The 18139-nt window shown below is 65.9% G+C and carries 16 protein-coding genes; 6 read left to right on the forward strand and 10 right to left on the reverse strand.

What is annotated here, in order from left to right; all coding sequences use genetic code 11:
- Positions 1-75: 75 nt before the first annotated feature.
- Complete coding sequence (locus tag DIE06_RS34535; protein WP_124665249.1) at positions 76-1743, forward strand: hypothetical protein; 1668 nt, start codon at positions 76-78, stop codon at positions 1741-1743.
- A 394-nt stretch (positions 1744-2137) separates the two neighbouring features.
- Here DIE06_RS34535 and DIE06_RS34540 read toward each other — a convergent pair whose 3' ends face one another.
- The 8 genes from DIE06_RS34540 to glnT form a co-directional block, all read right to left on the reverse strand.
- Positions 2138-2404 (reverse strand): hypothetical protein, encoded by a 267-nt coding sequence (locus tag DIE06_RS34540; RefSeq protein WP_124665250.1) that lies wholly within the window; start codon positions 2402-2404, stop codon positions 2138-2140.
- Positions 2379-3143, reverse strand: coding sequence for a DNA/RNA non-specific endonuclease (locus tag DIE06_RS34545; RefSeq protein ID WP_124665251.1), 765 nt, complete (start codon positions 3141-3143; stop codon positions 2379-2381). The genes DIE06_RS34540 and DIE06_RS34545 overlap by 26 nt, the downstream gene beginning before the upstream one ends.
- Before the next feature lie 436 nt (positions 3144-3579).
- Positions 3580-5394 (reverse strand): bifunctional protein-serine/threonine kinase/phosphatase, encoded by a 1815-nt coding sequence (locus DIE06_RS34550; RefSeq protein ID WP_124665252.1) that lies wholly within the window; start codon positions 5392-5394, stop codon positions 3580-3582.
- Positions 5395-5411: 17 nt separating this feature from the next.
- Positions 5412-6845: an APC family permease gene (locus DIE06_RS34555; RefSeq protein WP_124665253.1), complete on the reverse strand. Its 1434-nt coding sequence runs from the start codon at positions 6843-6845 to the stop codon at positions 5412-5414.
- 148 nt (positions 6846-6993) lie between these two features.
- Positions 6994-8346, reverse strand: a complete 1353-nt coding sequence (locus tag DIE06_RS34560) for an FMN-binding glutamate synthase family protein (protein ID WP_124665254.1) — start codon at positions 8344-8346, stop codon at positions 6994-6996.
- A gap of 25 nt (positions 8347-8371) precedes the next feature.
- Positions 8372-9061 (reverse strand): protein glxC, encoded by a 690-nt coding sequence (locus tag DIE06_RS34565; protein WP_124665255.1) that lies wholly within the window; start codon positions 9059-9061, stop codon positions 8372-8374.
- Positions 9049-9957: a class II glutamine amidotransferase gene (locus DIE06_RS34570; RefSeq protein ID WP_124665256.1), complete on the reverse strand. Its 909-nt coding sequence runs from the start codon at positions 9955-9957 to the stop codon at positions 9049-9051. Before DIE06_RS34570 ends, DIE06_RS34565 begins: the two co-directional genes overlap by 13 nt.
- Before the next feature lie 12 nt (positions 9958-9969).
- On the reverse strand, positions 9970-11358 hold the full coding sequence (gene glnT / locus DIE06_RS34575; RefSeq protein WP_185733548.1) for a type III glutamate--ammonia ligase: 1389 nt from the start codon (positions 11356-11358) through the stop codon (positions 9970-9972).
- 247 nt (positions 11359-11605) lie between these two features.
- On the opposite strand from glnT, the gene DIE06_RS34580 reads away from it, so the two are divergent.
- Positions 11606-12208, forward strand: coding sequence for a helix-turn-helix domain-containing protein (locus tag DIE06_RS34580; RefSeq protein ID WP_124601706.1), 603 nt, complete (start codon positions 11606-11608; stop codon positions 12206-12208).
- Between the two features lie 213 nt (positions 12209-12421).
- Here DIE06_RS34580 and hutG read toward each other — a convergent pair whose 3' ends face one another.
- Both hutG and DIE06_RS34590 read right to left on the reverse strand, forming a co-directional pair.
- The gene (hutG, locus tag DIE06_RS34585; protein WP_124665257.1) at positions 12422-13228 is read right to left on the reverse strand and encodes an N-formylglutamate deformylase; all 807 of its coding nucleotides are present in this window, start codon (positions 13226-13228) and stop codon (positions 12422-12424) included.
- 17 nt (positions 13229-13245) lie between these two features.
- Positions 13246-14211 carry a LysR family transcriptional regulator gene (locus tag DIE06_RS34590; RefSeq protein WP_124665258.1) on the reverse strand — a complete coding sequence of 322 codons (966 nt, stop codon included), beginning with the start codon at positions 14209-14211 and terminating at the stop codon, positions 13246-13248.
- Positions 14212-14395: 184 nt separating this feature from the next.
- Between DIE06_RS34590 and DIE06_RS34595 the strand changes: the two genes are divergently transcribed.
- From DIE06_RS34595 to DIE06_RS34610, 4 genes are read left to right on the forward strand one after another with little or no spacing between them, the layout of a single operon-like run.
- Positions 14396-15580, forward strand: coding sequence for an FAD-binding oxidoreductase (locus tag DIE06_RS34595; protein ID WP_124665259.1), 1185 nt, complete (start codon positions 14396-14398; stop codon positions 15578-15580).
- 27 nt (positions 15581-15607) lie between these two features.
- Positions 15608-16387 carry an electron transfer flavoprotein subunit beta/FixA family protein gene (locus DIE06_RS34600; protein WP_124665260.1) on the forward strand — a complete coding sequence of 260 codons (780 nt, stop codon included), beginning with the start codon at positions 15608-15610 and terminating at the stop codon, positions 16385-16387.
- Positions 16384-17328 (forward strand): electron transfer flavoprotein subunit alpha/FixB family protein, encoded by a 945-nt coding sequence (locus tag DIE06_RS34605; RefSeq protein WP_124665261.1) that lies wholly within the window; start codon positions 16384-16386, stop codon positions 17326-17328. Before DIE06_RS34600 ends, DIE06_RS34605 begins: the two co-directional genes overlap by 4 nt.
- Positions 17325-17987: a HutD family protein gene (locus DIE06_RS34610; RefSeq protein ID WP_124665262.1), complete on the forward strand. Its 663-nt coding sequence runs from the start codon at positions 17325-17327 to the stop codon at positions 17985-17987. The genes DIE06_RS34605 and DIE06_RS34610 overlap by 4 nt, the downstream gene beginning before the upstream one ends.
- The last annotated feature ends 152 nt before the right edge of the window (positions 17988-18139 follow it).

An 18139-nucleotide genomic window follows, 5' to 3' on the forward strand; every position in this document is an offset into this window, starting at 1 on the left:
GACGCGGCGTGCATGCCGCGAGCGACGTCATCACCGTCAACCCGCGTTGTTCCTGCTCACCTACGGAGAAAAGCGATGGCTATCAACAAGAACTGCTCGATCACCAACAAGTCTGGCAAGAGCGTCGTCGTGCTCAATGCGTTCAACTCGTCGACCAACGTCGCGCAGAACTCGCCGAAGCAGGGCTATCTGCAGGAGCTGACGCTGCTGGCGCTGTCGTCGGGCAGCAAGGTGCTGGCCAACGGCGCGGCGGGCGCGGTCACGCTCGACGGTACCTACACCGATTCGAAGGGGCAGACCAAGCCGTGCTTCATCTACCAGTTGCTGATTTCGCAGCCGGATTCACTGTTCCCGGTCATGTCGGTCGGCGAAGCGCTCGATTTCAGCACGCAGGGCTACCCGCCGATCTCGGTGACCGAAGCTGCCGCCGCCAACATGGCCAAGGCGCTCAGCTTCTGCCAGAACATCATGACGTCGCCGACGTCGAAGATGGCGACCGGCTTCCAGAGCGCGATGACCGACGCGTTCAAGCTGCCGTCCGTGTCCGACAGCGAGAAGGCGATCGCCGCCTTCTTCAACCAGTACGACCTGTTCAAGGGGCTCGACTTCCCGAGCTACGTCGCGGTCAGTACCTGGATGCGCGGCTATGCGTATCTGTGGGGCATGGACGACAAGGGCCAGCCGGGTCGCACCTACTACGTTTATTCGGCGCCGGGAGAGGGCAAGACCGGCGCGACGTCCGAAGGCACGATCGTGTTCGCCAGAAAGTCGGGGGCACCGTCGCCCGCTGATCCGGCCGACCGCTCGAGCGGCATGACGATCACGCTCACCGGGTCGAGCGGCTCGACGAGCACGCTGTCGTTCGACAATGGGCAGATCGTCGATACCGCCGGCGCGGTTGCGCTCAATGCGGCATTCGGCTTCAAGGGGACCTTCACGGGCAAGGAGAGCGACACCACCGCGTGGCCGATCCTGACCGGCACGCTGCTCAACAAGAAGGTGATCGCAATCCCGCTCGCGCCGGAGTCGGGCTGGGACAAGTTCTGGTCGAACCTCACGTTCGAGAAGGTGCTCGGCTACTTCCTGCAGGCGATGGGCGTGTGGATGGCGATCGATTTCCTGAAGCAGAAGCTGACCGGCAAGGACAACAAGCTCCAGGACGACCAGGCCAACGAGAATCGCGGTGATGCGCCCAACCGGCAACAGCAGCAGGATGCGCAGGATGCCGGCGACGAAATCGGCAACGACGCGCGGCAGCAGGACCAGCAACTGGCCGACCGGGCCGCGGGCGACGGCAACGTGCAGGTGCCGGCGGACGATGCCGCGTTCGCGAACGACGTGAGTGCGGCGCGTCAGTCGGGCTCCGAAGCCTACAGCGAGGTGGCCGGGGACAACATCGGCGGCGGGATCGACAGCGCAAGCACTCAGCTCAAGGATCTCGCGCAGATCGAGGTCAACGAGCAGATCGAGGAGGCCGAGGGCAACCTGGTCGACGCGAGCTCGAAGCTCGAAGCCGGTCAACTGGGCGAGGCGAACCAAAGCCTCGGCGAGGTCACGCAGTCGCTTCCGGACATCGTCGAGAATCTAGGCGACCAGGTGAGCCAGCAATTGAAGGAGCAGGTCGAGGAAGCCGTCGAGGTGCAGCAGGAGGCGTCCGACGTCGCCGAAGAGACCAGCGATAACGCCGACGAGGCGGGCTCCGGCGACGAGGAGCCGTTCGAGGATGGCGTCGTTCCCGAGTGACCGGGAGCGCGGCGCGGAATTCGTCGGTCCGTCGGGTCGCCCGTATGGGTGACCCGACATGCTCGTCAGGTGAACAGGGACGCTGATGCGCGCGGCATTGGCGGTTCACCGCCCGTGCCGAAGCTTTCCGCCCATGCTTGGTCTTTTCATCGATACAGGGGGTTTCACGTTTGACCTGGGCGATTAACTGCAAAGGCGGCCTTATGGCAAGATCCATCCGATGCGCGACGGCTCCGATATGAATGGGCGTTGCGCAATGTCTTGATCGCGAGGGCCGATGATCAATGCCCTTACCGCCCTTCAAACATGTCTGGCGGCATGGTGTTGCTGCGTCGGACGGATGCTCGGCATTCGACGTGAGCCACAGAAGTTTCCACCGTAGCGCGGCCGCCGCTCACCCCGCGAACGGGTTCTTGATCTTGCCGGTTGGCGCAGGCGGTGCTTCGGGCACATGCTCCGGCAGCGCGGGATCGTGTTGCAGCGCGTCGACGATGCTCGCGACGGCCTGCTGCAAGGCGAGCGCGGCGGCGAGGCCGGCTTGGTCGCGCGTCACTTCCAATGTGCCGGACAGCACCACACGCTCCGGGTCGTTGGTCACGGTAAACGCGTCACCGTGAATGTTCAGGATGGAAGCGTCATCCGCGAACGCCTTGAATGCCATTCAAACCTCCGATACGTGTGTTTTTCAGCGACTCCGGGATGCCGGGGAATCGCAATCCGCTTTGTGCCTCGAGCTCGTGCACCGTCGCGATCTCGTAGCGGTTGGCCGCCGTGTTGTTGACGACGATGGCGAATGCCAGGCGCTGCGTGGGCACATAGACTACCTTGAAAATCTGTGTCGGGACAATCACGCCCGTTGCGCCGATCGTCTTCAGTTCCGCGCCCTTGAACATCGGGCCGGTGACGACGTAAGTGTCCGCAGCGCTCATGCCGATCCGGCGCACGGCCTCCTCGATGTGCGCCCACAGCCGGCGGTTGTTCGTCGGGTTCTGCGGCACCATGTTCGCGAGCGAGAACGAATCGGCCATCGCCTCGTCGTTCCAGCGGTCGCCCGCCGGGCTCATGTGCCCGCGATCATAGCCACTCTTGCGGTAATCCGCGAGCCGCGCACCTTCGCCGTCCGGCAGGCGCCGTTCTTCGAAAAAGCGGTTGGTGCGGACTTCGTCTCTGGCGGCCGCGAGGTGCGCGCGGGTCAGGTGTTCCGCCGACCATAGCGGGCCGTGCGTGATGCCGGAGTGCAGGACCTCGAAATCCGAATAGCACAGCAGGCGGGTCTTGGCCGCCATCCTGGCATTGACCAGGACCGGAGGTTCGCCTTGCGGGCTGAATTGCGAACACGAGTCGGAAGCGAAGGCGTGTGACGCGACGGCGATCAGCAAGCCGGCGAGATATTTCCGCATGAATCTGACGTTGAGTGGTGGGGCCGGAAGTATACGACCGAACTGGAGCGCAGGGACCAAATGCAGCTTCCTGAGTTTCCCGGCACGAGGGAATTCGTGAATGTTTCTCGAAACTAGTCCTGATGAAGACTATGAAATGACAAAATTTCGAAAGTTGTGAACGTTTTTCGAGCGGACCGGCCAAGTACAGTACAGCGTGGAGGGAAATTGTTTTCGAGCTGAAACCCCGGAAGCAGTGCGTGCGCCGAGCCATCCGGAGCACTCTCAATATTGAAGTTTTCTGGTTGCAGTCTCTACCGGAGAAATGTAACTTGACCCTAATTGATTGATAATAATCATTATGTCAAATGCGATGGCTGCCGAACTAGACAGCTCCCTCCGTCCCCCGAATTGCACTACCGTTCATTCCGACATCACCCGGCTTACCGACAATCCTTCACCGAATTTTCAACAGCACCGCGAACAACACGACGAGCAGCAATACCGACACCATTTGCCAAAACAGCACGGGCTCGCGTTCGAGCAAAGGTGCGGGCCGCACCGGTTGCGCGGGGGGTGAGTCCGCGGAGAATCGCTCGAGATCGGAGCAGACTTCGAGCACGTCCTGATAACGGCGCACCGGATCAGGCTGCAGCGCTTTCTCCAGTATCGGATCCAGCCACACCGGTGCGTCGGGTCGATGCTGATAGACCGGCACTCGCCCATTGAATCCGTACGGAAACTTTCCGCCGCTGAACAGGCGATAGAGCGTCACACCGTACGCGAAAACCTCGGAGCGGGCATCGCCCTGCGCGCCCCGCATCAGCTCCGGCGCCATATAGGCAGGCGTGCCGGGCGAAGCGTCCGGAACCGGGACACCGATGCCGGGCATATAGGCAAAACCGAGATCCAGGAGCCGCGTGCTGTTGTCGCGCATGACCAGCACGTTCTCGGGCTTGATGTCCCGATGATAGATATTGCGACGGTTCAACGCATGGATCGAGTTCCCAAGCCGCCGCGCAATCTCGAACGATTGCGCGAGCGCGAGCGGCCGTGGCGAAGTCAGGATCTTTTCCAGCGTGACGCCGTCGCCAAGCGGCATCACCACGTACAGCCGGGTCTGGCGCTCGGGGTCGATCGGCATCGGCGCAAGCACGCCGTCTTCGTCAATCTTTCCGGCCAGCCAGCGCTCGCGCACGATCGACTGGCGGACGTTGTCGTCCTGATCGACGCGCGGCCTCGGAAACTTCAGCGCGAGCGGCGTCGACGGATTGGCAAGATCGTGGCCGGCAAAGATGCGCGAGTGAAAGCCGTCGCTCAGCACGCGCGTGAGCGCGTAGCCGTCGATCACGTCGCCTGCCTGCGGCACCGCGGGAATGGGCAACGCGCCGACCACACGTTCGAGGTAACCGAGATCGACAGTGGGCAAGGTGTCCACGTCGATGACAGCAGCAGTCGCGTCGTCCGACGAATGGCGCGCATCGGCGAGCGCGACGAGCTTTTGCGCCGCCGCGAGCGAACCCGTCGTCTGCAACAGAACGGCGTGCATTTCCCGCATCGGAATGCGGCGATAGAGACCATCCGAACACAACAGCAGACGGTCCTTCTCACGAAGCTCGAATGTTTCGACGCGCGTCACGAGGGCTGGCTGCATGCCTATCGCGTGTGCGACGTATGCGCCGAATGCTACCGGCACAAGGTCGTCGTTACCCACCTGCGTCAGCTGCCCGTCACGCAACAGGTACAGGCGGACGTCCCCGGCAGCCACCAGCCAGGCATTCGCGCGTCGCACGATCACCGCGGCAAACGATGCCGCCATCTGACTCAAACCCGGATCGGAGCGGCCGATCTGATGAAGCCAGCCATGTATCGATTCCAACGCACGGGCGGCGGCCGCTTCGGGCTGGAGCGTGTCCGTTATCCCGTAGTAGGCGTCGATGAACGTCCGCACCGAAAGCTCCGCCGCTACGCGTCCGCCTTTGCCGCCGCTCATCCCGTCGGCCAGTGCGACCACGATTCCGCGCGCAACGCGCTCGGAAAGGTTCCCTGCCATGACGCCCGCGTAATCTTCGTTCGTCCGGCCCGCTCTGCTCGCGCGAGCCGGTGTCGACACACATCCGACGCTGAGCGCCGCGCATTCGCCGCGCTCCGGCTCCACCGTCAGTTCGAATACGGTGTCCGGGCGATCGGGCCCGCCGTTCGCCCGGCCGTCCGCTGCGTCGGGCGCACGCGCCTGACGGGCGACGGCCGGCCTGTCGAGGTCGGAACTCATTGAGCAACCACGCGCTGTCACTTCTTGCCGAAGATTGCCGATTCGTTCGTTTCGAGGTCGTGCTCGATTCTGTCGAGCACCTGCGGCGAACGCATTTTCAGCATCATCAACCAGATGACTCCGACCAGCATGTAGGCCACGAACAGGTACGGCAGCACATTGTACGGATAGTCCGGCACCGGGTAGACGCTGCCGATGAACGCGCCGATCATCGCGATCGCGCCGAGTACGCCCCAGACGACGTTGATCGCCTTGAGTTCACCCTGCTTTTTCAGGTAGATCGGCGCCGAAATCGAGATCAGGAAATAGGCGACCAGAAAACCGAACGTGGCGAAGGTGCTGGTATAGCCGAACGTGTTGAGCGGGCCGGCGCCCAGCATCGCGAGACACACGCCCAACGTGACGACGGCCGAGAACGCGACCGCGTAGTGCGGCGTCTGATGCGTGCGATGAACCATCCCCATCGAACGATGCACGAACTGATAGCGCCCCATCGAGAACAGCAGGCGGCTTGCCGAGTTCAGCGATGCGAGCACGCAGGCAAACGCACTGAACGACGCGATCAGGTAGAAGACCGGCCCGAGCGGCGACGCGCCGACGTTCGTCAGCAACGTCATCAATACCGCCGAGTCGGCGCCGAGCTTGCTCACGTCACCGTTGTAGGCCACGACCATCGCGTAAGCGACGAACATGAAGAAAAGACCGGAGAGCACGAGGCTCAGAATCACGGCGCGCGGGATCACGCGCAACGGATTTCGGGATTCCTTGCCGAGCGACGCAGCGCTTTCATAACCGACGAAGGAGAAGATCCCGAGCACCATCGCCTCGGCCAGACCCTTCGAACTCGTGCCCTGCAGCGTGAGTTGCGCATGATCGACGATGTGATCCGGATGCAGCCAGAACACGTAGAGCAGAACGCCCATGACAATGACGACCGACGCCGCCTCGATATACAGCGAAAGGCGCGACGACAGCTTGATGTCACGGGCGGCGAGGAACCAGGCAAGCGCCACCAGCACGACGTAGACGGCGAGGCTCGGCACCTTGAAGCCCCAAGCCGCGCACGCATTCTGCACGAACACGACACCCGCGGCGCCAACGCCCATCGCGGTGCCCGTATACGCGGCGATCAGCCCCCAGCCGGCAATACCGCCCGCCATGGGCCCTAGCGCGCGCGCGATGAAAATGAAGAACGATCCCGCAGTCGCGACGCGGCTCGCCAGCACGATGATGTTGAGGCTCACCAGCAACAGCCCGATCGTCGACAGGCCATATATGAGCCAGGTCCCGGTGCCGGCCAGCGCCGCGATGGCGACGACGTTGATCGACGGCGTGAAGGTCGGCGACAGGTTCGCCACCGACTGCCCGATCACCTCTGAAAATCCGAGGCTTCCGTGGCGCAGGCCCGCATCCTGAGCGGGCTTCGATATCCGTTGCGTTGAGCTATTCATCTCGCACTCCACAATAAATGAACTTGATCGGAAAGACACGGACACTGCAGCGGGCATTCCGCACACACGTCGAACTGCCCTATTCATCGCAAAGGATCGTGAACTCCACTGCGGCAATCGGGAAAATCAGGAAAAGCGCGGATCCGGATCAATGGCCCGGAATCCAGGACGTGCCCGCGAGCGGCACCCGCGCCATCGCGGCGGCCTCCACGGTCAGCGCCACGAGGTCCTCCGGCTCGAGGTGATGCACGTTCTGCTTGCCGCATGCGCGTGCGATCGTCGCGAGTTCCATGTTCAACGTCTTCAGGTAGTTCCGCACGCGGCGCGCGCCTTCCTCCGGCTCCAGCCGTCGTTCGAGCACCGCGTCCTGCGTCGTCACGCCAACCGGGCACTTGCCGGTGTGGCAGTGGTGGCAGAAGCCGGGTGACGTGTTCAATGCCGCGTAATCCGCTTCGGCGGAGTGCAGCATGCCGTTCTGGAAGTACCGGTCGCTGTTGCACCCGAGCGCCATCAGCACGCCCTGCCCGATGGCGACGGCGTCGGCGCCGAGCGCGAGCGCCTTCGCGACGTCGGCGCCGGTGCGGATCCCGCCGGACACGATCAACTGCACCGTGCCCTTCACGTTCAGATCCTCGAGCGCGTCGACGGCCTGGCGAACCGCGGCAAGCGTCGGTATGCCGACGTTCTCGATGAAGCAGGTCTGGGTCGCGGCGGTGCCGCCCTGCATCCCGTCGACCACGACGACATCCGCGCCCGCATGCACCGCGAGCTTCACGTCGTTGAACGTGCGGGTCGCGCCAACCTTCACGTAGATCGGGGTTTGCCAGTCGGTGATCTCGCGCAGCTCCTGGATCTTGATCGCGAGATCGTCCGGGCCCGTCCAGTCGGGATGGCGGCTCGCCGAACGCTGGTCGACGCCCGGCGGCAGCGTGCGCATCGCAGCCACGCGCGGGTTGACCTTCTGCCCGAGCAGCATGCCGCCGCCGCCCGGCTTCGCGCCCTGCCCGATCACGATTTCGATCGCGTCGGCACGGCGCACGTCGTCGGGATTGAAGCCGTAACGCGACGGCAGGCACTGGTAGACGAGCGTCTTCGACGACTGGCGTTCCTCCTGCGTCATCCCGCCGTCGCCGGTCGTCGTCGACGTGCCGGCCGCCGTCGCCGCGCGGCCGAGCGCTTCCTTGACGTTCGCGGACAGCGCGCCGAAGCTCATCCCGGCCACGGTGATCGGAATGTCGAGCACGATGGGCTTCTTCGCGAAGCGCGTGCCGAGCACGGTCTGCGTCGTGCATTTCTCGCGATAGCCCTCGAGCGGATAGCGCGACAGTGACGCGCCCAGGAACAGCAGGTCGTCGAAGTGCGGTACCTGGCGCTTCGCGCCGAGGCCACGGATTTCATACAGGCCGCGCTGCGCGGCCGCGTGGATATAGTCGATCGTCTTGCGGTCGTAGCCGTGCGACTCTTCGTGCTGCAAGCGGGCGAAGTGAATGGTCTTTTCCATGGCGGGTTCTCGATCGAGCGTGGATTCAGTATTCCTGGTTCGCGTCGGCGTTCCAGTGATAGAGCGTGCGGGCCGACGCGATGCGCTTGAACGTGTGCGGATCGTGATCCAGTCCGGCCGCGTCGAGCAGCGCCGCGACGGCGCTCACGTCGGCGCCGGTCATCGGCTCGAACCGCGCATCCGCACCGAGCGACTTCACGTCGCCCTTCACGTAGAGCACCGCCTCATACAGCGAATCGCCGAGTGCATCGCCCGCGTCGCCGCAGATCACCATGCGGCCGGCCTGGGCCATGAACGCGGAAAAACTGCCGACCGAGCCGCCGACCACGATGTCGCCGCCCTTCAGCGAAATCCCGCAACGCAGCCCCGCATCGCCGTCGATCACGAGCAGCCCGCCGTGCGCGGACGCGCCCGCGCCGTTCGACGCGAAGCCCTTCACGTGTACCTTGCCGCTCATCATGTTTTCCGCGACGCCCGTCCCGGCGCTGCCTTCGATGACGATCGTCGCGTGCTGGTTCATGCCGCCGGCGTAGTAGCCGGCGTGGCCATCGATCGTGACCGTTACGTCGGCATCGACGCCGACCGCGATGTTGTGCGCCCCGTTCGGCGACGTCACGACGATCTGCAGGCCGTCGAGCGTGTCGGCGCTGCCGTGCAGGTACTGGTTGACCTCCCTGACGGTCGTGCGCTCAAGGTCGAAAGTCACGCGTTCCATACGTACATCTCCTCGGGTGCGGGTTCGAATACCTTTGCATGCTTGATGTCGGGCAGATGCGCGAGCGAGCGGAACTCGGACGCGATCGCGACGTAGTCGTCGTTCTCCGCAACGACGGCGGGCTTGCATGCGAACGGGTCGCGGATCAACGCCAGCTCGGTCGGCGTGCCCATCAGGAACGTGTAGAAGCCGTCGAGCTCCTCGAAGCCCTTCTGCAGCGCGTCCGGCAGCGCGTCGCCTTCGCGCAGGCGCCATTCGAGGAAGCGGCACGCGGCCTCGGTGTCGTTGTCCGTGTCGAAGTGAATGCCCTTCGGTTCCAGCTTGCGGCGCACGCCGTACGGATTCGACAACGACCCGTTGTGGACGAGGCAGAAATCCTCGCCGGCCGTGAACGGGTGCGCGCGGTCCGGCGTGACCGCCGATTCGGTCGCCATCCGCGTATGGCCGACCAGATGCGAGCCCCGCAGGCCCGAGAACGCATAGCGATCGGCCACTTCGGCCGGCGTGCCGATGTCCTTGTACAGGTCGATCGAGCGCCCCGCCGACAGCACGTAGACCCGCGGATAGTGTTCGTGCAGCCAGCGCCGGACCGTCTCGGCCTGGCTCTGCACGGTCAGCACCGCATGATTGCGCTTCGCGTCGATGTGCGCCGTCACGTCCATCGACGCGTTGAGCCGGTCGGCCAGCGCCTCCCACGCGAAGTGCTCGCCTTCATCGGTGAAGCCTGAATACAGGCTCAGCTTGCGCTGGCTTGCATCGACCGACTTGCCGAACACCGCGAGCCCGGCCGAATCCGGGCCGCGCTCCGTCATGCCGATCAGCATCGGCACCATCAGTTCGCCGAGCCGCTCGCGCAATGCCGGCGTCTTCACCAGCAAACCTACGATTCCGCACATGTTGCTTTCTCCTTAGAAGAATTCGAGGTACTGCCTGACTTCCCAATCCGATACGTGCCGCATGTATTCGAGCCACTCCATCCGCTTCAGCTTGAGGAACTCGTCGGCAACCGGCCCGAGCGCTTCGCAGATCACGCGATCGGCCTCGAGCGCGTCGAGCGCGTCGCCGAGGTTTTGCGGCAGCACGCCGATGCCGTGCTCGCGCAGCTTCTGCGCCGACCACTCGTAGAGGTTCTCGTTGGCCGGCGCACCGGGCGACAGTTCGCGGTCGACGCCGTCGAGGCCCGCCGCGATGACGGCCGCGGTCGCGAGGTACGGGTTGCAGGCGCCGTCGGGCAGGCGCAGCTCGATCCGGCCGCCCGGCATGCGCACCATCGTCGAGCGGTTGTTGTCGCCGTAGCTGATGTACGCGGGCGCCCATGTCGCGCCGGTCAGCGAACGGCCGACGACGAGGCGTTTGTACGAATTGATGGTCGGATTGCAGAGCGCGGCCAACGCGGGCGCATGCGCGAGCAGGCCGGCCGTGAAGCGGTAGCCGAGCGTCGACAGCCCCATGCCGAGCGAATCGGCGTCGTCGGCGAACAGGTTGCGCTTGCCGTCGCCGATCGACATGTGCATGTGCATGCCGTTGCCCGGGCGGTTCGCGAACGGCTTCGGCATGAACGAGCAGATCATCCCGAGTTCGTTCGCGATCTCCGACGCGGCCATCTTGAAGAACACGTAGTGATCGCACGACGTCAGGCAATCGGTGTACGTGTAGTTGATCTCGAACTGCCCGTTCGCATCCTCGTGGTCGATCTGGTAGACGTCGATGCCGACCGCGCGCAGCGATTCGGTGAGCTTTTCCAGGAACACGCGCGTGCGCGACAGGCCCTTGTAGTCGTAGCACGGCTTCGCGAGCGTGTCGCTCGGGTCGCACGGCTCGAGCGTGCCGGACGCCGAGCGCTTGAGCAGCGAGAACTCGGGCTCGAGGCCGGTGAAGAGCGTCCAGCCGCGCTCCGTCATGCGCGCGACCTGCTTCTTCAGCGTCACGCGCGAATCGAAGGCCCACGGCGCGCCGCCCACGTGGCCGTCGCAGACGATCCGCGCGAGCCCCGGTTGCCAGGGCACCGGCGTCAACGTCGCGAGTTCGCCGACCGCCATGTAGTCGGGCCCGTTCGGCTCGATGCCGACACCCCAGATCGCAAAGCCGGCAAAGCCCGCGCCTGCCGTCAACACGCTCTCCAGGTGGGCGACCGGCACCGACTTCGCCTTGGCCACACCGTGGATGTCGACGAATTGCGCGAGCACGTACTTCACGCCCTGCTGCGCGAGATACGCCTGCGCCTCCGCCGCGGAGGCGAAGCGCGGCACGCTTCCGAGCGCGTTGACCGGCAACTTGCTCGCATCGTTCAGGTTCATCGTCACTCCTTGCAACTGCATCGTTTGCTGGTTTGAGAAATCCGCTCGACGCGCGAGGGACCCGGCTGCGATTCATCGGCACGCACAGCCCGGGGTGAGCTGCGACCGTGTCCGCAGTACATGGCGGAATTTATTAGCGTGCAACAATAATTCCCGTCATGAAACTCGTTGCCCGCGCACCGGCGCGTCCCGCCATGCCGGTGTGCGCACTGCAATCTGCTACCCTTGCCCTTTTACGAGGTCGACGATGCACCCCGCAGACGACAGCAAGACACCGCTCGAACGCTACCTCGGCGCGACGATCCGCGAGCTTCGCCAGCACCACGGCCTGACCATCGCGCAGGTCGCGCAACAGGCCGGCATCAGCCGCGGCATGCTCTCGAAGATCGAGAACGCGCAGACGTCAACCGGTCTCGACGTGCTCCACCGGATCGCGCAGGCGCTCGGCGTATCCATCTCGACGCTGTTCCGCAACTTCGACGTCCCGCAAGGCGGCGCCCAGCTCGTGAAGAAAGGCGCCGGCATGGAGGTCGTCCGCAAGGGCACGAAGAGCGGCCACACCTACCATCTGCTCGCCTACGACCAGGGGCCGCGCAAGCTCTTCGAACCGTTCCTGATCACGATGGAGGACGAAGCCGAGCGCTTTCCCGTGTTCGAACATCCCGGCACCGAGTTCATCCACATGCTCAAAGGCGTGATCGAGTACCGGCACGGCCAGCAAACCTACGTGCTGCATCCGGGCGACACGCTGACGTTCCGCGCCGATATCCCGCACGGCCCCGAACGCCTGATCAAGACGCCGATCCAGTTCCTGTCGATCTTCGTCTACGGACAGACCGCCGAAGAATGAGCGCAGCGTCGCCACAGATAACGCAAACTTCGTGCCATGTTTATCTGCAGGAATCAAAGATTCCCGTAGATAAACACTTGCGGCGGAGTCGGGCCGGTTGTTCAGCGGTGTCATGCGTGGGTGCCTGCCTGTCGACGGTGCGGTTCCGTGCCGAATGCGGTGCAGCGTCGCACTGAAACGGGAACCGCGGTTACGAAGATCTATCAGTCATGCTTATGCTGCTGCGGGCAGCGACGCGAGCGCGTCCAGCGCGCCGTCGATCATCCGGCGCAGCGTCGGCTGCACGGCGGCTGCGCGCACCGCGTCGTAGTCGAACGAGTGGGCCTCGCTCATGTACGTCGACTGACACATCTCGAGCTGGACCGCATGCACGCCGCGCGCCGGTTCACCGAACCGGCGGGTGATGTAGCCCCCCTTGAAGCGGCCGTTGGCAACCGACGTGAACGGGCTCGCGGCGGCCGCGCGCACAACCGCGGCCTGCACGGCCGGTGCGGCGGTCCGGCCGTCCTGGGTGCCGATGTTCAGGTCGGGCAGCTTGCCGTCGAACAGCCGCGGCAGCACGCTCGCGATCGAATGCGCTTCCCATAGCAGCACATGTCCATGACGCATGCGCAGGCGCGCCAGCTCGGCTTCGAGCGTCGCGTGATACGGCTGCCAGTACGCGGCCACACGACGCACCTGCTCCTGCGCGTCGGGCGCGCGCCCGGCCCGGTACAGCGGATCGCCACGGAACGTTTCGGCGGGGCACAGGCCGGTCGTCGTCTGCCCCGGATACAGGCTCTCGTCGTTCGGCGGCCGGTTGAGGTCGATCACGTAGCGCGACACGCGCGCGCCGAGCACGGTTGCGCCGATTTCGGACGCGAACGCGTAAAGGCGATCGAGATGCCAGTCGGTATCGGCGAGCGTCAGCGCATCGTCGGTGTACGTGTCGCGCAGCGACTCGGGAATCTCCGTGCCGAGGTGCGGAATCGAGATCATCAGCGGCGCGTCGCCGCTTTGCAGCGTATAGAGGTCGCTCACTCAGGGCTCCATTTGAATCAAAGCAATGCGTCGTCGGGCAGTTGCGGCAGGCTGCGCGCGAGCGCGGGCCGGATCGAGCGCTCGACCACGGTTCGCGTCAGCGCGACGATCTCGCCGACGAACTCTTCCCACTCGCCCTGCCGGTGCAACAGGAAGAAATCCCGCCGCCCGAGCCGCCCGGACGGCAACGGGATCACGGCGATCTCGCCGAGGTAATGGCGCGCCTGCCACAGACACAGCGGTGTCGAGATCGCAAAGCCGAGGCGCGCGGTCACGAGACTCAGCAGCGGGTCCGTCGCATCGAATTCGAAGCGTCTCGGACTGTCGATGCCGAGGTGACGCGCGAAGCGCTCGACCTGCTGGCCGATCACCGACCGCGCCGTGTAGCGGATCAGCGGCAGCTCGCCAGCAAGCGCGCGCCAGTCGAGCGTCGGCCGGCCCGCCAGATGGCTGCGCGCGACGACTGCAACGAACGCCTCCGAAAACAGCGGCACCTCGACGATGCGTGCATCGGTGAGCGCCGTCTGCGTACACACCGCGACATCCAGTTCCCGGTCGTGCATTTGTCTGGAGAGTCCCGGCGTAAGCCCGGACCACATCGAAATCTGCCGCGACGAGCCCGACACCGCGCGGATCAGTTCCGGCCCGACCGTCGCCGCGAACGAATCGACGCAGCCCAGCCGCACCGGCATGCGGCCCGCATCCGTCGCGTCGCCGACGCGCGTGCTGACCATCTGCGCATGCTCGAGCAGCGGGCCGGCGAGTTCGAGCAACGCGCGCCCGGCCGTATTCGGCCGCGGCGGGCGGCTGTCGCGATCGAACAGCGCGGTGCCGTGCTCGCGCTCGAGCGTGGCGATCGACTGGCTGATCGCGCTCTGGCTCACGCCGATGCGCTTCGCGGCGGCAGTCATCGAGCCGGATTCGCACACGGCGACGAATGCCTGCAGCGCGCGCAGATCGATTGGCGGTGGGGTGCGTCTCATTGCTTCTCCAAGGTTGCCCGTCGGATGTGGCTGATCCGGCAACACGGGACGAATGGTGCGCCGGATCGGACGGCTTGCACGCTGAATGAGGATTTAAGGGCGCGCGTCATAAGTTTGCCTAATACAAAATTCGGCGGCGCCGCGGCTTTCTAGAATCGGCTCACCGCCTACCCAGAGGGAATCCATGAGCCACTACGACTTCATCGTGATCGGCGCCGGCGTGATCGGCGCGTCGGTCGCGCATCACCTTGCCGCGCTTGGCGCCGGCAGCGTGCTCGTGCTCGAGCGCGGCATGATCGGCGCCGGCACCACGTCGCAATCGTCCGGTCTGCTGCGCACGCACTATTCGGTCCGTCAGAACGTCGAACTGGCGCGCGCGTCGTGGTGGGCGTTCAACAATTTCGCCGAATACGTCGGCGACGACGAGGCATCGTGCGGCCTCGTCAAATGCGGCTACATGATCTGCGCGCCGGACGGCGACAAGCTCGAGCCGCTGCGCGCGTCGCTCGACGCGCAGCGGGCGATGGACATCGAGGTCCGTCTGCTCGACCGCAACGAGGCGCACGCGCGCCTGCCGATCGCGCAGTTCGACGGTGCCGCGCTGATCGGCTTCGAGCCGGAAGCCGGCTTCGCCGATGCGTACCTCGTCGCGACGGGCTTCGCGAAATCGGCACGCCGCCGCGGCGTGAAGATCCTCGAAGGCACGACCGTCACCGGCGTCGTGCGCGACGGCCACCGCATCGCCGGCGTCGACACGAGCGCGGGCCGCTTCACGTGCGGCACGCTGATCAGCACGCAGAACATCTGGACGCCCGAACTCTCGGGCTGGATCGGCGTGCCGTTGCCCGTCAAGCCCGAACGGCACACCGTGCTCGCGCTCGAATGCGACGCGAAATACACGTTCCAGATGCCTGCGTTCAAGGATCTCGGCTCGCCCGGGATGCTGTATTACCGCAGCTACGGCGGCAGCCAGATGCTCGTGTCGGAGGGTGTCGTCGGCGAGACGCTGAACGCACCGGAAACCGAACAGGGCGACATCTCGCTCGACTATGTCGCCGAAGTCGGCGCGCAGGTCGCCGAGCGTTTTCCGGCGTACGAGACGGCCGGGCTCGCGTCGTCGTGGACGGGCGTCTACGACGTCACCCCGGACTGGAACCCGGTGCTCGGCGGCGTTCCCGGCATCGATGGCCTCGTCGTCGGCTTCGGCTTCTCCGGCCACGGGTTCAAGCTGTCGCCCGGCATCGGCAAGCTGCTCGCGCAGCATGCGCTCGGCCTGCCGACCGACGTGTCGCTCGCGCCCTATGCGCTCGAACGCTTCGCGACCGGCGCGCTGCTCACCGGCAAGTACGGCCACGGCGCCGTGTCCTGATCCCAATCGCTTCGACGAGACATTGCCATGCCCATCAAGATCCTGGTGCCCGTGAAGCGCGTCGTCGACCCGAACGTGCGCGTGCGCGTCGGTTCGGCCGGCGCGATCGACACGGCCGGCCTCAAGATGTCCATCAACCCGTTCGACGAATGCGCGCTCGAAATGGCGCTGCGCCTGCGCGAAGCCGGCCACGCCGTGCAGGTGAGCGTGCTCACCTGCGGCCTGCCGGTCTGCCATGACGTGCTGCGCACCGGCCTCGCGATGGGGGCGGACGATGCGATCCTGATCGACACCGGCGACGCGACCGCGTCGCTCGACTCGCTCGGCGTCGCCCGCCTGCTGCACGCGTATCTCGGCACGTCGCCGTACGACCTCGTGCTGTGCGGCAAGCAGGCGATCGACGACGACACCGGCGGCGTCGCGCCGATGCTGGCCGGCCTGCTCGGCTGGCCGCAGGGGCTCGATGCGACGACGCTCGCGCCCGACGGCCACGGCTGGCGCGTGACCTGCGGCGACGACAGCGGCACCGCGACGTGGCGGCTTGACGGGCGGGCCGTCGTCAGCGCCGACCTGCGCCTCGCCGAGCCGCGACGCGTGACGCTGCCGAATATCGTGAAGGCGAAACAGAAGCCGATCGCGGTCGTCGAAGCCGGCCACTTTGGGGTCGACCTGACGCCGGCGTCGCGCGTGGTCCGGCTCGCCGAACCGGCCGTGCGCCGCGCCGGCGAGCGCGTCGCGGACATCGACGCGCTCGTCGCGGCGCTGGCCGCGCAGAACGTGTTTGCCCACACAGGAGTTTCCGCATGAGAACGCTCGTTGTCGCAGAAGCGACCGCCGACGGCATGCTCGCCGATGCGGTGCGTCGCGTGGTCAGCGCCGCGTGCGCGCGCCGACAGCCGGTCGACGTGCTGGCGCTCGATCCCGCGACGGCGCCCGAGGCGGCGCTGATCGATGGCGTGGACGCGGTCATCCGTCTGGACGCGCAACACGCAGCGGCCGCGATCACGCCCGAGGGCCTGGCCGCTCAGCTGGCCGCACTGGCGCCGCGCTACGCGTTGATCGCGGCCGCGCATCGCACGCTCGGCCGCAACGCGCTGCCGCGCGCCGCGGCGCTTGCCGACGCGGCGTTCGTCGCCGACGTGACCGGCATCGCCGACGACGGCAGCTTCGTGCGCGGCCTGTATGCGGGCAGCGTCGTCGCGACCGTGACCAGCGCGGGCGACACGACCTTCATGACCGTGCGCGCGTCGTCGTTTGCGCCCGCCAGCGTCCGCACGGAACCGGCCGCGATCGTGCCGCTCGCCGCGCAGCCCGCGTTCGCCGCGACGACGCTGCTGGAACGGCACGGCGTGCAGTCGAGCGGCATCGATCTCGCGAATGCGCCGATCGTCGTGTCGGGCGGGCGCGGCCTCGCATCGGGCGAGAACATGGCACGGCTCGGCGCGCTCGCGGCACGGCTCGGCGCTGCGCTCGGCGCATCGCGCGCGGCCGTCGACGCAGGCTACGCGCCGAACGCGATCCAGGTCGGGCAGACCGGCAAGACCGTCGCGCCCGACGTCTATCTCGCGTTCGGGATTTCCGGCGCGGTGCAGCACCTCGCGGGGATGAAGGATTCGAAGCTCATCGTTGCCATCAACAAGGACCCGGACGCGCCGATCTTTTCGCTCGCGGACGTCGGCTTCGTCGGTGACCTGTTCGATGTGATGGCCGCGCTCGAGCGTCACGTCGGTGCAGGAGGTCGCACATGACACCGCTGCAATCCGCAGGCGGCGGGCGCGGAACGCCGGCCGCCGTCGAGCGCGCAGCGGGTGGCCAACCGGCGTCGCGCTATCCGTCCGTGCACTTCATCGACTGCACCAGGATCGCGCCGGAATCCTGGGCAAACGGCAGCGGCGTCACGCGGACGATCGCGAGCCGCACCGGCGCCGATGGCGAGATCGACTGGCGGATCAGTCTCGCGACGCTCGACGGGCCGGCCCGTTTCTCGCGGTTTCCGGGAATCGACCGCCTGCTCGTGCCGGTCGACGACACGAGCGTCGAACTGCATGCGCAGGACGGACACCTGATCGCGCGCCCGACCGAGCCCGCGCAGTTCCCCGGCGATCTGCAGATATGGACAAGCGGTATCGCGCGGCCGACGCATGTGCTCAACGTGATGACGCGCCGCAGCGCCTGCCGGGCGACCGTCGTCGTGGCGACGCATTCGTGCCGTGTCACGCCGGCGTCGACGCATCTGCTGATCTGCGCGGCGGGTCAGTGGCGCATCGGCAGCGTGCTGCTCAGCGCGCAAGCGCTACTGCCCATGCATGGCATGTGGCTGGACGGTCGCGGCGAGGCGCTCGAGCTGAAGTCCACTACCCCCGAATCCAGGCTGATCTCGATCGCGATCGAGCCGGCCGTCCGATAACGCTTGTGTCTCGACGCTATCCGTCGCCTACTCCTGGTACCCGCTCATGTCCCACGTCTCGCTGATCGAACGCCACGGCCCGCGCGAATCGATGGAATACGACGTCGTGATCGTCGGCGGCGGCCCCGCCGGGCTGTCTGCGGCGATCCGGC

This window comes from Burkholderia sp. Bp8998 (assembly GCF_003854235.1).
Taxonomy (GTDB): domain Bacteria; phylum Pseudomonadota; class Gammaproteobacteria; order Burkholderiales; family Burkholderiaceae; genus Burkholderia.